The sequence below is a fragment of the Streptomyces sp. NPDC044064 genome, assembly GCF_056434245.1.
Genome location: NZ_JBWKFN010000003.1, coordinates 221,434 through 233,823, shown reverse-complemented (window position 1 = coordinate 233,823; position 12,390 = coordinate 221,434). Strand labels below are relative to the sequence as shown.

Annotated in this window: 12 protein-coding genes; 8 read left to right on the top strand and 4 right to left on the bottom strand. The window is 71.1% G+C overall.

What is annotated here, in order from left to right; translation table 11 throughout:
* Window positions 1–12: 12 nt before the first annotated feature.
* On the bottom strand, window positions 13–873 hold the full coding sequence (locus AC07DS_RS06545; RefSeq protein WP_479143232.1) for a biotin--[acetyl-CoA-carboxylase] ligase: 861 nt from the start codon (window positions 871–873) through the stop codon (window positions 13–15).
* Window positions 874–984: 111 nt separating this feature from the next.
* Here AC07DS_RS06545 and AC07DS_RS06540 point away from each other — a divergent pair, with 111 nt between their 5' ends.
* The 4 genes from AC07DS_RS06540 (at window position 985) to AC07DS_RS06525 (ending at window position 3,735) form a co-directional block, all read left to right on the top strand.
* Window positions 985–2,580 (top strand): acyl-CoA carboxylase subunit beta, encoded by a 1,596-nt coding sequence (locus AC07DS_RS06540; RefSeq protein WP_145879841.1) that lies wholly within the window; start codon window positions 985–987, stop codon window positions 2,578–2,580.
* Window positions 2,581–2,604: 24 nt separating this feature from the next.
* Window positions 2,605–2,814, top strand: a complete 210-nt coding sequence (locus AC07DS_RS06535) for an acyl-CoA carboxylase epsilon subunit (RefSeq protein WP_479143230.1) — start codon at window positions 2,605–2,607, stop codon at window positions 2,812–2,814.
* A gap of 148 nt (window positions 2,815–2,962) precedes the next feature.
* Window positions 2,963–3,091: a morphogenic membrane protein MmpB gene (gene mmpB, locus AC07DS_RS06530; protein ID WP_261386320.1), complete on the top strand. Its 129-nt coding sequence runs from the start codon at window positions 2,963–2,965 to the stop codon at window positions 3,089–3,091.
* A 26-nt stretch (window positions 3,092–3,117) separates the two neighbouring features.
* On the top strand, window positions 3,118–3,735 hold the full coding sequence (locus AC07DS_RS06525) for a Maf family protein (protein ID WP_479143227.1): 618 nt from the start codon (window positions 3,118–3,120) through the stop codon (window positions 3,733–3,735).
* Here AC07DS_RS06525 and AC07DS_RS06520 read toward each other — a convergent pair.
* Entirely contained in the window at window positions 3,707–4,291 is a 585-nt protein-coding gene (locus AC07DS_RS06520) for a hypothetical protein (RefSeq protein ID WP_479143225.1), read from the bottom strand. The two genes, AC07DS_RS06525 and AC07DS_RS06520, sit on opposite strands and share 29 nt — an antisense overlap.
* A 375-nt stretch (window positions 4,292–4,666) precedes the next feature.
* On the opposite strand from AC07DS_RS06520, the gene AC07DS_RS06515 reads away from it, so the two are divergent.
* Entirely contained in the window at window positions 4,667–6,439 is a 1,773-nt protein-coding gene (locus AC07DS_RS06515) for an acetyl/propionyl/methylcrotonyl-CoA carboxylase subunit alpha (protein WP_479143223.1), read from the top strand.
* Between the two features lie 165 nt (window positions 6,440–6,604).
* Here the strand turns inward: AC07DS_RS06515 and AC07DS_RS06510 are convergent, their stop codons facing one another.
* A complete protein-coding gene (locus tag AC07DS_RS06510; protein WP_403950111.1) occupies window positions 6,605–7,528 on the bottom strand; it encodes a DeoR/GlpR family DNA-binding transcription regulator in 924 nt (307 codons plus the stop codon).
* 166 nt (window positions 7,529–7,694) lie between these two features.
* Window positions 7,695–9,143, bottom strand: coding sequence for an NAD(P)H-quinone dehydrogenase (locus AC07DS_RS06505; protein WP_479143220.1), 1,449 nt, complete (start codon window positions 9,141–9,143; stop codon window positions 7,695–7,697).
* A gap of 99 nt (window positions 9,144–9,242) precedes the next feature.
* Between AC07DS_RS06505 and AC07DS_RS06500 the strand changes: the two genes are divergently transcribed.
* The 3 genes from AC07DS_RS06500 to AC07DS_RS06490 all read left to right on the top strand — a co-directional run bounded on the left by AC07DS_RS06500 (window position 9,243) and on the right by AC07DS_RS06490 (window position 12,365).
* Window positions 9,243–9,680: a gamma-glutamylcyclotransferase family protein gene (locus AC07DS_RS06500; RefSeq protein ID WP_479143218.1), complete on the top strand. Its 438-nt coding sequence runs from the start codon at window positions 9,243–9,245 to the stop codon at window positions 9,678–9,680.
* A gap of 125 nt (window positions 9,681–9,805) precedes the next feature.
* Entirely contained in the window at window positions 9,806–10,630 is an 825-nt protein-coding gene (locus AC07DS_RS06495) for a purine-nucleoside phosphorylase (protein ID WP_479143216.1), read from the top strand.
* A gap of 103 nt (window positions 10,631–10,733) precedes the next feature.
* On the top strand, window positions 10,734–12,365 hold the full coding sequence (locus AC07DS_RS06490) for a phospho-sugar mutase (RefSeq protein WP_479143214.1): 1,632 nt from the start codon (window positions 10,734–10,736) through the stop codon (window positions 12,363–12,365).
* Window positions 12,366–12,390: the final 25 nt, after the last annotated feature.

Below are 12,390 nucleotides of genomic sequence, written 5' to 3'. Positions count from 1 at the left end.
CACCCCGCAACCTCACGCAGGCCGCAGATGGACGATGTCCCCCGCCCCCACAGGCTCCTGCACACCACGCTCCGTAGCGATGACGAGCCGCCCGTCGCCATCGACGGCGACCGCCTCCCCCACCAGCGCCCGATCCCCCGGCAGCTCGGCCCGCACCACCCGCCCGAGCGTCGCGCACCCCGCCGCATAGGCCTCCTGGAGCCCGCTGTCCCCCGGATCACCCCCGGCCGCCCGCCACCGCCCGTACCACTCCTCCAGCGACCGCAGCACGGCCCGCAGCAGCGGATCCCGGTCCGTGCTCACCGCCCCGGCCAGCGCCAGCGACCCCGCCTGCGGCACAGGCAGCTCCTCGGCCCGAAGCGTGACGTTGATCCCGACGCCGACCACGACCGCGTCGTCCCCGGCCCGCTCCGCCAGGATGCCCCCGGTCTTGCGCTCCTCGTCACCCACGGTCACCAACACGTCGTTGGGCCATTTGAGTGCCGTGTCCACACCGGCGGCCCGGGACAGACCGGCCGCCACCGCCACGCCGGTGAGCAGCGGCAGCCACCCCCACCGGGCCACCGGCACCTCGACCGGCTTGAGCAGAACGGAGAAGAAGAGCCCCGACCGGGCAGGCGCGGTCCACTCCCGCTCCAGCCGCCCCCGCCCGGAGGTCTGTTCCTCGGCGATCAGGACCGCACCCTCCCCCGCCTTGCCCGCGCCGGCCCGGGCCACGAGGTCGGAGTTGGTGGAGCCGGTGCGCTGGACCACGTCCAGCTCCGACCACAGCCCGCCCTCCCGCACCAGGGCCCTGCGCAGCGCGGCGGCGTTCAGGGGCGGACGGTCCAGGTCGGACCAACGGCTGTCGTCTGATGCATTGTGCGGCGTCATGCAAGTCACCCTAGGTGTGGGAAACGCCGCACTGCCGACACGAAGCCACGCCACTACGCTACGGATGAGTAACCGTCCCCCCTTTTGAGCAGGCAGGGAGCCGCGATCCCGATGTCCGAGCCGGAAGAGATCGACATTCACACGACCGCGGGCAAGCTCGCGGATCTGCAGCGCCGTATCCATGAGGCGACGCACGCCGGCTCGGAGCGCGCCGTCGAAAAGCAGCACGCCAAGGGCAAGCTGACGGCGCGTGAGCGCATCGAGCTACTGCTCGACGAGGGCTCCTTCGTCGAGTTGGACGAGTTCGCCCGCCACCGCTCCAGCAACTTCGGGCTGGAGAAGAACCGCCCGTACGGCGACGGCGTCGTCACGGGCTACGGCACGGTCGACGGCCGCCCCGTAGCGGTGTTCTCGCAGGACTTCACGGTCTTCGGCGGCGCGCTCGGCGAGGTCTACGGCCAGAAGATCGTCAAGGTCATGGACTTCGCGCTGAAGACCGGCTGCCCGGTCATCGGCATCAACGACTCCGGCGGCGCCCGGATCCAGGAGGGTGTCGCCTCCCTCGGCGCGTACGGCGAGATCTTCCGCCGCAATACCCACGCGTCCGGCGTGATCCCGCAGATCAGCCTGGTCGTCGGCCCGTGCGCCGGCGGCGCTGTCTACTCCCCGGCGATCACCGACTTCACGGTCATGGTCGACCAGACGTCCCACATGTTCATCACGGGCCCGGACGTCATCAAGACGGTCACCGGCGAGGACGTCGGCTTCGAGGAGCTGGGCGGCGCCCGCACCCACAACTCGACGTCCGGCGTGGCTCACCACATGGCCGGCGACGAGAAGGACGCCATCGAGTACGTCAAGCAGCTGCTGTCGTACCTGCCGTCCAACAACCTCAGCGAGCCCCCGGTCTTCCCGGAGGAGGCGGACCTCACCGTCACCGCGGAGGACCTGGAGCTGGACACCCTGGTCCCGGACAGCGCGAACCAGCCCTACGACATCCGCACGGTGGTCGAACACGTCCTGGACGACGCCGAGTTCTTCGAGTCGCAGGCGCTGTTCGCGCCGAACATCGTCACCGGCTTCGGCCGGGTCGAGGGCCACCCGGTGGGCATCGTCGCGAACCAGCCGATGCAGTTCGCCGGCTGCCTCGACATCGACGCCAGTGAGAAGGCGGCGCGCTTCGTGCGCACCTGCGACGCCTTCAACCTGCCGGTGCTCACCTTCGTGGACGTCCCGGGCTTCCTCCCGGGCGTCGACCAGGAGCACACGGGCATCATCCGCCGCGGCGCGAAGCTGATCTACGCCTATGCGGAGGCGACCGTCCCGCTCATCACGGTCATCACCCGCAAGGCCTTCGGCGGCGCGTACGACGTCATGGGCTCCAAGCACCTGGGCGCCGACCTCAACCTCGCCTGGCCGACCGCCCAGATCGCCGTCATGGGCGCCCAGGGCGCGGTCAACATCCTGCACCGCCGCACGATCGCGGAGGCGGAGGCGAACGGCGAGGACCTCGAGGCGGTCCGCGCGCGCCTGATCCAGGAGTACGAGGACACCCTCCTCAACCCCTACGTCGCGGCCGAGCGCGGCTACGTCGACGCGGTGATCATGCCGTCCGACACCCGCGGCCACATCGTCCGGGGCCTGCGTCAACTGCGCACCAAGCGGGAATCCCTGCCTCCGAAGAAGCACGGCAACATCCCCCTCTAGGACCCGCGGACCCTTGGAGCGGTCATGAACATCAAGGTCGTACGAGGCAACCCCACCCCGGAGGAGCTGGCCGCCGCTCTGGCGGTGGTCCGCGCCCGCGCCGCGGCGGCAGCAGCGCTGCCGCCCGGCGCACCGGGCCCGAGGGACTCCTGGTCGGACCCTGCCCGCATCGCAGCACAGCGAGTCCCGATGCCGGGCCGGGCGTCGTGGACCCGCACGTACTGGCCGAGCTGAGGCCTGACTCCCCAGGGGCGCGGGGAACTGCGCGACCAGCCACAACGGACCCGCAGCGCCCCACGGCCCGACCGGCTCGACAACACCAGGGCCGATTTGAGTACCCCTACTCAGGCCCCCGGCCCGGCCCAAGCCCCACGCTGGTGGCATGCTGTGGTCAGACCCCGAGAACGAGCCGCCAGAGGAACTCCGCGACACGCAGGAGATGCTCCGGCGGCTCGGTTTCGTCATGGCCCTGGCCATGCTGCTCGGCATGATCATGCTCGGCCTGAGGTAACCCGGCGGCCCCGCTAACCTGACGGCATGACTGCAAAGCCGCGCAGACGCCTCGTGCTCGCCTCCCAGTCCCCCGCCCGCCTGGGCCTGCTCCGCCAGGCCGGCCTCGCCCCCGAGGTGATCGTGAGCGGCGTCGACGAGGACGCCGTCACCGCACCGACCCCGGCCGATCTGGCGCTCGCGCTCGCCGAGGCCAAGGCCTCCGTCGTGGCGGCGAAGCCGGAGGTGCAGGGCGCCCTGGTGATCGGCTGCGACTCGGTGCTGGAGCTGGACGGGCAGGCGCTCGGCAAGCCGGCCGACGCCGAGGAGGCCACCGCCCGCTGGAAGGCGATGCGCGGGCGCACCGGGACCCTCCAGACGGGGCACTGCATCTGGGACACGGCGGCCAAGCGGTACGTCGCGGGGCTCGCCTCCACCGTCGTCCACTTCGGCGAGCCCTCGGACGAGGAGATCGCCGCGTACGTGGCCTCGGGCGAACCCCTCTACGTCGCGGGAGCCTTCACCCTGGACGGCCGCTCGGCGCCGTTCATCGAGGGCATCAACGGCGACCACGGCAACGTGATCGGCATCAGCCTGCCCCTCGTGCGACGGCTGCTGGCCGAACTGGGCATCGGGATCACAGAGTTGTGGGCACCGGCTGAGTGATCTGGGCGGGGACGGAGTCCTGCGGCTCCTCGTCCCCGTCCTGGGGCTCGTCCGTCCGGCTGTGCGACTCGCCCACGGCACCCGGGGCCCCGGCCGGTTCGCCCTCGGCCTTCGGGTCGCCGCCCGTCCCCGGGTCGCCGCCGGAGGCAGCCTGCTCCGGGCCGTCCTCGCGGTCGTAGGACACCAGGAGCAGGACGAGGAGGCCGAGCATCACGATCATGAAGACGAAGGACGGCCAGCCCACCAGGCTCAGCGTGAAGGCGCCCAGCAGACCGTGCACGACCGCCACGCTGATCAGCGCGACACGCCCGAATCCCGCGGGTGCGCGGTTGCGTATCGCCACGAGCAGGGCCACCAGAGCGCACAAAGCGAAGTAGAGGCCGAAGGCGACCCCGCCGATCTTCGAGGACTTCGACATGACGTCCGGATCGAGGCCCGCCAGGGACATCTGCTGCCGGTCCACCACCACCCCGAGGAACCAGTTCAGCGCCCCGATCACCAACGCCTCGGCCAAGAGGACGACCGCTACGACCCATGCCACCGGTCTGCGCACCACCGGTCCCCACCCACCTTCGACCTCAGCCCGAGCAGAGCTGCTGTTACCTGAAGTACGTTCGAGTCATCGCGAACGCTACTAACGGGTAAACCCTGGGACAAGGGTTCGGTCACCGGCAAAGAATCATTGGGCCATTCGTAGGGACTCGACAAAGAAACAGAGTGGGCCGCAGCACGCTCTCACAGAGACCTTGACCACATGACGGGGCTAGGGTTTCCCGGAGGAGTCCTGCGTACCGAGGTGCGACAAGGGATTTCGCGGGTCGAGCGAGCCTCGTATCACGCTCCGTGTGGGCAAGCTCACCATTGGGGACGGGTCGAAGTGCCGTGTCGGCAGTCCCTAAACTCGGCTTGTTTCAAGGAGGGAGCCTCAATCGTGCGCAAGGTGCTCATCGCCAACCGTGGCGAAATCGCTGTCCGCGTTGCCCGGGCCTGCCGGGATGCCGGGATCGCGAGCGTGGCCGTCTACGCCGACCCGGACCGGGACGCTCTGCATGTCCGCGCCGCGGATGAGGCGTTCGCCCTGGGTGGTGAGACCCCAGCCACCAGCTATCTGGACATCGAGAAGGTGCTGAACGCCGCGCGCGAATCCGGCGCGGACTCGGTCCACCCGGGTTACGGCTTCCTCTCGGAGAACGCCGACTTCGCGCAGGCGGTCCTGGACGCCGGTCTGATCTGGATCGGCCCGCCCCCGCAGGCCATCCGCGACCTGGGTGACAAGGTCGCCGCCCGACACATCGCCCAGCGCGCCGGTGCCCCCCTGGTGGCCGGTACGCCCGATCCGGTGAGCGGTGCCGAGGAGGTCGTGGCGTTCGCCGAACAGCACGGCCTGCCCATCGCCATCAAGGCCGCCTTCGGCGGCGGCGGCCGCGGCCTGAAGGTCGCCCGCACCCTGGAAGAGGTCCCGGAGCTGTACGAGTCGGCGGTCCGCGAGGCGGTCGCCGCCTTCGGCCGTGGCGAGTGCTTCGTCGAGCGCTACCTCGACCGCCCCCGCCACGTCGAGACCCAGTGCCTCGCCGACAAGCACGGCAACGTGGTCGTGGTCTCCACCCGTGACTGCTCCCTGCAGCGTCGCCACCAGAAGCTGGTCGAGGAGGCCCCGGCGCCGTTCCTCTCCGAGGAGCAGGTCGCCGAGCTGTACCGCGCCTCGAAGGCGATCCTGAAGGAGGCCGCGTACGAGGGTGCCGGCACCTGTGAGTTCCTGGTCGGCCAGGACGGCACGATCTCCTTCCTCGAGGTGAACACCCGCCTCCAGGTGGAGCACCCGGTGACCGAGGAGGTCGCCGGCATCGACCTGGTCCGCGAGATGTTCCGTATCGCCGACGGCGAGGAGCTGGGCTACGACGACCCCGCGCTGCGCGGACACTCGTTCGAGTTCCGGATCAACGGCGAGGACCCGGGCCGCAACTTCCTCCCGGCTCCCGGCACGGTCACCCAGTTCACCCCGCCGTCCGGCCCCGGCGTCCGCCTGGACGCGGGCGTGGAGTCCGGCTCGGTCATCGGCCCGGCCTGGGACTCCCTGCTCGCCAAGCTGATCGTCACCGGCCGCACCCGCAAGGAGGCCCTGGAGCGGGCCGCCCGCGCCCTGGAGGAGTTCCAGGTCGAGGGCATGGCGACGGCGATCCCGTTCCACCGCGCGGTCGTGCGGGACGCGGCGTTCGCCCCGGAGCTGACCGGCTCCGGCGAGCCCTTCACGGTCCACACCCGCTGGATCGAGACGGAGTTCGTCAACGAGATCAAGCCGTTCGCGACCCCCGCCGAGGCCGAGGCCGAGGAGGAGACGGGCCGCGAGACGGTCGTCGTCGAGGTCGGCGGCAAGCGCCTGGAGGTCTCTCTCCCGTCCTCCCTGGGCATGTCCCTGGCCCGCACCGGCCTCGCCGCCGGCGCCAAGCCGAAGCGCCGCGCGGCCAAGAAGTCCGGCCCGGTGGCCTCCGGCGACACCCTCGCCTCGCCGATGCAGGGCACGATCGTGAAGGTCGCGGTCGAGGAGGGCCAGGAGGTCAAGGAAGGCGACCTGGTGGTCGTCCTCGAGGCCATGAAGATGGAACAGCCCCTCAACGCCCACAAGGCGGGCACCATCAAGGGCCTCAACTTCGAGGTGGGCGCCTCGGTGACGTCCGGCGCCGCGATCTGCGAGATCAAGGACTGACGTCAGAAGTCTGAGCGACGCCCGGTGGACAAAGGCTCTGCCGGGCGTCCGCTTTTCGAGTCGTCAGGGCGCAACCGCAGGGGCGAGGGGAACTGCGCGACCAGCCACACACGACTCGCACGCGCCCACCCGCCACAGGCCCTACGGCGCACAGGCGAAGGAACCTCAGCGCCTGCGAAGGTCGGCGACGCGCCCCCGCTCAACCCCTGCCGACGGCTCCCCCAGCATTCCCCGCAACCCGCCCTGCCCCCGCCGAGGTCCCGGCAGCGGACGCCGCGCCGGGACCTGCTCACCCCCCGGAGGGCTGCTCGCCCCCGCGACAGCGATCTGCACCCCCTGATCCGCGAGAGCCTGCAGCTCCGTGGCGGCACGATCGTCGTGCGCGGGCGGCTCGTCCGTGACCAGCCGGGTGATGACATCGGTCGGCACCGTCTGGAACATGGTGTCCGCACCCAGCTTGGTGTGGTCGGCGAGGACCACGACCTCCGCCGCGGCCTGCACCAGCGCACGGTCGACGGACGCCGAGAGCATGTTGGACGTGGACAGCCCCCGCTCCGCGGTCAGGCCGCTCCCCGAGAGGAACGCCTTCGACACCCGCAGCCCCTGCAGGGACTGCTCCGCTCCGGAGCCGACGAGGGCGTAGTTGGAGCCGCGCAAGGTGCCGCCGGTCATCACGACCTCCACGCGGTTGGCGTGGGCCAGCGCCTGTGCCACCAGCAGGGAGTTGGTGACGACGGTCAGCCCGGGTACCCGCGCGAGCCGGCGGGCCAGCTCCTGCGTGGTCGTACCCGCGCCGACCACGATGGCCTCGCCCTCTTCGACGAGTCCCGCGGCGAGATCGGCGATGGCCGTCTTCTCGGCGGTCGCGAGATGGGACTTCTGCGGAAAGCCGGACTCCCGCGTGAACCCGCCCGGCAGTACCGCACCGCCGTGCCGGCGGTCGAGGAGTCCTTCTGCCTCCAGTGCGCGCACGTCCCGCCGTACGGTCACTTCGGAGGTCTGGACGACGCGGGCGAGTTCACGGAGCGACACGGCCCCGTTCGCTCGCACCATTTCGAGGATCAATTGGCGACGTTCTGCAGCGAACACGAAACTGACAGTAACCCCAACGACCGTCTGGTTTCAGCAGTTTGCGCCGAATAACAGAAGTTGTTCGCACGGTAGGACGGGAAGTGGTATAGGGCCTAATCTTCCCGCCTATGCCGCACGCATGCTCGACAACTCCCTGTGACCAGCGGGAAGTCGGGGCAGGCCGTCAGACCTCGACGCCCGCCTTGCGCGTGTGCAGCTGCCGCGCCACCTCCGCGATCGACCCCGAAAGGGAGGGGTACACCGTGAAGGCGTTCGCGATCTGCTCGACCGTCAGATTGTTGTCGACCGCGATCGAGATGGGGTGGATCAGTTCCGAGGCGCGCGGCGCCACCACGACACCACCCACGACGATCCCGGTACCGGGCCGGCAGAAGATCTTCACGAAGCCGTCCCGGATGCCCTGCATCTTGGCGCGCGGGTTGCGCAGCAGCGGCAGCTTCACGACCCGGGCGTCGATCTTGCCCGCGTCCACGTCCGCCTGGGTGTAGCCGACGGTGGCGATCTCGGGGTCGGTGAAGACGTTGGAGGAGACCGTCTTGAGGTTCAGCGGGGCCACCGCGTCGCCGAGGAAGTGGTACATGGCGATACGTCCCTGCATGGCGGCGACGGACGCGAGGGCGAAGACACCGGTCACGTCACCGGCCGCGTAGACGCCGGGAGCGGTCGTACGGGAGACCTTGTCGGTCCAGATGTGGCCCGAGTCGCGCAGCTTCACGCCCGCCTCCTCCAGCCCGAGACCCGCGCTGTTCGGGATGGCGCCGACTGCCATGAGGCAGTGCGAGCCGGTGATGACGCGGCCGTCGGCCAGCGTCACCTCGACCCGGTCGCCGACGCGCTTGGCGGACTGCGCGCGGGAGCGGGCCATGACGTTCATGCCGCGGCGGCGGAAGACGTCCTCCAGGACGGCGGCGGCGTCCGGGTCCTCACCCGGCAGCACGCGGTCGCGCGAGGACACCAGGGTCACCTTCGAACCGAGCGCCTGGTAGGCACCGGCGAACTCGGCGCCGGTCACACCGGAGCCGACCACGATCAGCTCTTCCGGCAGCTCGGTGAGGTCGTAGACCTGGGTCCAGTTGAGGATGCGCTCGCCGTCGGGCTGGGCGTCGGGCAGCTCGCGCGGGTGACCTCCGGTGGCGATGAGGACGGCGTCGGCGGTGAGGGTCTCCTCGGTGCCGTCGGCGGCGCTGACGACGACCTTGCGGGAGCCGTCGAGGCCCTGCATGCCGTCCAGCCGGCCGCGGCCGCGCATGACCCGGGCGCCGGCACGCGTGACGGACGCGGTGATGTCGTGCGACTGGGCGAGGGCGAGCCGCTTCACACGGCGGTTGACCTTCCCGAGGTCCACGCCCACCACCCGGGCCGCCTGCTCCAGCGGCGGGGTGTCGTCGGCGACGATGATCCCCAGCTCCTCGTACGAGGAGTCGAAGGTGGTCATCACCTCGGCCGTAGCGATAAGGGTCTTCGACGGCACGCAGTCGGTCAGCACCGACGCTCCGCCCAGACCGTCGCAGTCGACGACGGTCACCTCCGCGCCGAGCTGAGCGGCGACCAGCGCCGCTTCGTATCCGCCGGGTCCGCCACCGATGATCACGATCCGAGTCACGTACCCCATTGTCCCGCACGCTTCAAGGTGCTACTGCCCGGGGGGGGCGTCGGACGGCTGTCTCCGGTACGGACGAGACAGGAGTTTCTTCTGCCGTACCCTCTCCCCATGTCGCTCTATGCCGCGTACGCCGGCAACCTCGAAGCGCGGCTGATGTCCCGCCGCGCCCCCCACTCCCCGCTGCGCGCCATCGGCTGGCTGAACGGCTGGCGGCTGACCTTCGGCGGCGAACAGCTGGGCTGGGAGGGCGCGCTGGCGACGATCGTCGAGGAGCCCGGCGCCCAGGTCTTCGTCGGCCTGTACGACATCGCGTCCATGGACGAGGAGTCCCTCGACCGCTGGGAGGGCGTCGGCCTCGGCATCTACCGGCGCGCCCGGGTCCGCGTGCACACCCTGGACGGCGAGGAGTCGGCGTGGACGTACGTCCTCAACGCCTACGAGGGCGGCCTGCCCTCGGCCCGGTACCTGGGGGAGATCGCGGACGCGGCCGAGTCGGCCGGGGCGCCCCACGACTATGTGATGGAACTCCGCAAGCGCCCCTGCTGAGGCCGGCCGGGCAGCGGCCTTCCTGCGGCTTTGCCCGCGCTTCGTCGGAAACGACAAGACAACGAAAGCATTCCCGTGAGGTCTGTCATCTACGCGCGTAGGCGAAGACCGGCTACCCTCATCGCGTGAACGCATCTCTTCTTCCGGACGACATCCAGGGCGACCCCTACGCCGCCGCCGACGCCGCCGCCGCGCGCCTGCGCGCACTCACCGGCGCCGAGACCCACGACGTCGCCCTCGTGATGGGCTCCGGCTGGGCTCCGGCCGTCGACGCCCTGGGCGCACCCGACGCCGAGTTCCAGGTCACCGAGCTGCCCGGCTTCCCGCCGCCGGCCGTCGAGGGGCACGGCGGCAAGGTCCGCTCGTACTCCTTCGGTGACAAGCGCGCCCTGGTCTTCCTGGGCCGTACGCACTTCTACGAGGGCCGCGGGGTGGCCGCCGTCGCGCACGGCGTCCGCACGGCCGTCGCCGCCGGCTGCAAGACCGTGGTTCTCACCAACGGCTGCGGCGGCCTGCGCGAGGGCATGCGCCCCGGTCAGCCGGTCCTGATCAGCGACCACATCAACCTGACGGCCACGTCCCCGATCGTCGGCGCCAACTTCGTCGACCTGACGGACCTCTACTCCCCCCGTCTGCGCGCCCTGTGCAAGGAGATCGACTCCTCCCTCGAGGAGGGCGTCTACGCGCAGTTCCCCGGCCCGCACTACGAGACCCCGGCCGAGATCCGCATGGCCCGCGTGATCGGCGCTGACCTGGTCGGCATGTCCACCGTCCTCGAGGCGATCGCCGCCCGTGAGGCGGGCGCCGAGGTGCTGGGCATCTCCCTGGTCACCAACCTCGCGGCGGGCATGACCGGCGAGCCCCTCAACCACGAGGAGGTCCTCCAGGCGGGCCGCGACTCGGCGGCGCGCATGGGCCAGCTGCTGACGCAGGTGCTGGGCAGGCTGTAAGCGGGCTCTTCGGCCCACCGCCCCGAGTGGGCCGGTGGGCGAACGGGGGTCTGGGGCCCGAGTCCCCAGGCGGCAGGCAGACACAGGAGAGGTTGATCCCAAGGTGCACGACGATCTCATCGCCAAGGCCAGCGCATGGCTCGCCGAGGACCCGGACCGGGAGACCCGCGACGAACTGGCCAAGCTGATCGAGGCCGGGGACGTCACCGAACTCTCCGCCCGCTTCAGCGGCACTCTCCAGTTCGGCACGGCCGGCCTGCGGGGCGAACTCGGCGCCGGCCCGATGCGCATGAACCGCTCGGTGGTCATCCGCGCCGCCGCCGGCCTCGCCGCCTACCTGAAGAGCAAGGGTGAGCACGGCGGACTCGTCGTCATCGGCTACGACGCCCGTCACAAGTCCGCCGACTTCGCCCGGGACACCGCCGCCGTGATGACCGGCGCCGGTCTGCGCGCGGCCGTCCTTCCCCGTCCCCTCCCGACCCCCGTCCTGGCCTTCGCGATAAAGCACCTGGGCGCGGTCGCGGGCGTGGAGGTCACCGCCAGCCACAACCCGCCCCGGGACAACGGCTACAAGGTCTACCTCGGCGACGGCTCCCAGATCGTGCCGCCGGCGGACGCGGAGATCGCCGCCGAGATCGACGCGATCGTCTCGCTGCACGACGTCCCCCGCCCGGACCTCGGCTGGGAGACCCTGGACGACTCGGTGCTGGACGCCTATCTGGCCCGTACCGACGCCGTCCTCGCCGCCGGCTCGCCGCGCACCGCCCGCACGGTCTACACGGCGATGCACGGCGTGGGCAAGGACGTCCTGCTGGCCGCGTTCGCCCGTGCGGGCTTCCCCGAGCCGGTGCTGGTCGCCGAGCAGGCCGACCCGGACCCGGACTTCCCGACGGTCGCCTTCCCCAACCCGGAGGAGCCGGGCGCGATGGACCTGGCGTTCGCGCAGGCCCGCGCGAGCGACCCGGACCTGGTCATCGCCAACGACCCCGACGCCGACCGCTGCGCCGTGGCGGTCAAGGCAGGGTCCGACTGGCGCATGCTGCGCGGCGACGAGGTGGGCGCGCTGCTCGCCGCCCACCTGGTGAGCCGGGGCGCCACCGGCACCTTCGCGGAGTCGATCGTCTCCTCCTCGCTGCTGGGCCGGATCGCCGAGAAGGCGGGCCTGCCGTACGAGGAGACCCTCACCGGCTTCAAGTGGATCGCCCGCGTGGACGGCCTGCGCTACGGCTACGAGGAGGCCCTCGGCTACTGCGTGGACCCGGAGGGCGTACGGGACAAGGACGGCATCACCGCCGCGCTGCTGATCACCGAGCTGGCCTCGGTGCTCAAGGAGCAGGGCCGCACCCTCCTCGACCTGCTGGACGATCTGGCCGTGGAGCACGGCCTGCACGCCACCGACCAGCTGTCGGTCCGCGTCCAGGACCTCTCCGTCATCTCGGACGCGATGCGCCGCCTGCGCGAGCAGCCGCCGACCGAGCTGGCGGGCCTGGCCATCACCCGCGCCGAGGACCTCACCCTGGGCACGGACAGGCTCCCGCCCACCGACGGCCTGCGCTACACCCTCGACGGCGCCCGCGTCATCGTCCGCCCCAGCGGCACCGAGCCCAAGCTCAAGTGCTACCTGGAGGTCGTCGTGCCGGTCGCGTCCCACGACGGCCTCCCGGCCGCGCACAGCCGCGCGGCCGACCTGCTCGCGGCCGTCAAGCGGGACCTGTCCGCCGCCGCCGGCATCTGAGTCCACACACCACGGCGAAGGGGTG

Bases quoted from the DNA above. Each gene is read 5' to 3' on its own strand.
- AC07DS_RS06545 (WP_479143232.1), bottom strand. From the start codon at position 873: ATGACGCCGCACAATGCATCAGACGACAGCCGTTGGTCCGACCTGGAC.
- AC07DS_RS06540 (WP_145879841.1), top strand. From the start codon at position 985: ATGTCCGAGCCGGAAGAGATCGACATTCACACGACCGCGGGCAAGCTC.
- AC07DS_RS06535 (WP_479143230.1), top strand. From the start codon at position 2,605: ATGAACATCAAGGTCGTACGAGGCAACCCCACCCCGGAGGAGCTGGCC.
- mmpB (WP_261386320.1), top strand. From the start codon at position 2,963: ATGCTGTGGTCAGACCCCGAGAACGAGCCGCCAGAGGAACTCCGCGAC.
- AC07DS_RS06525 (WP_479143227.1), top strand. From the start codon at position 3,118: ATGACTGCAAAGCCGCGCAGACGCCTCGTGCTCGCCTCCCAGTCCCCC.
- AC07DS_RS06505 (WP_479143220.1), bottom strand. From the start codon at position 9,143: ATGGGGTACGTGACTCGGATCGTGATCATCGGTGGCGGACCCGGCGGA.
- AC07DS_RS06500 (WP_479143218.1), top strand. From the start codon at position 9,243: ATGTCGCTCTATGCCGCGTACGCCGGCAACCTCGAAGCGCGGCTGATG.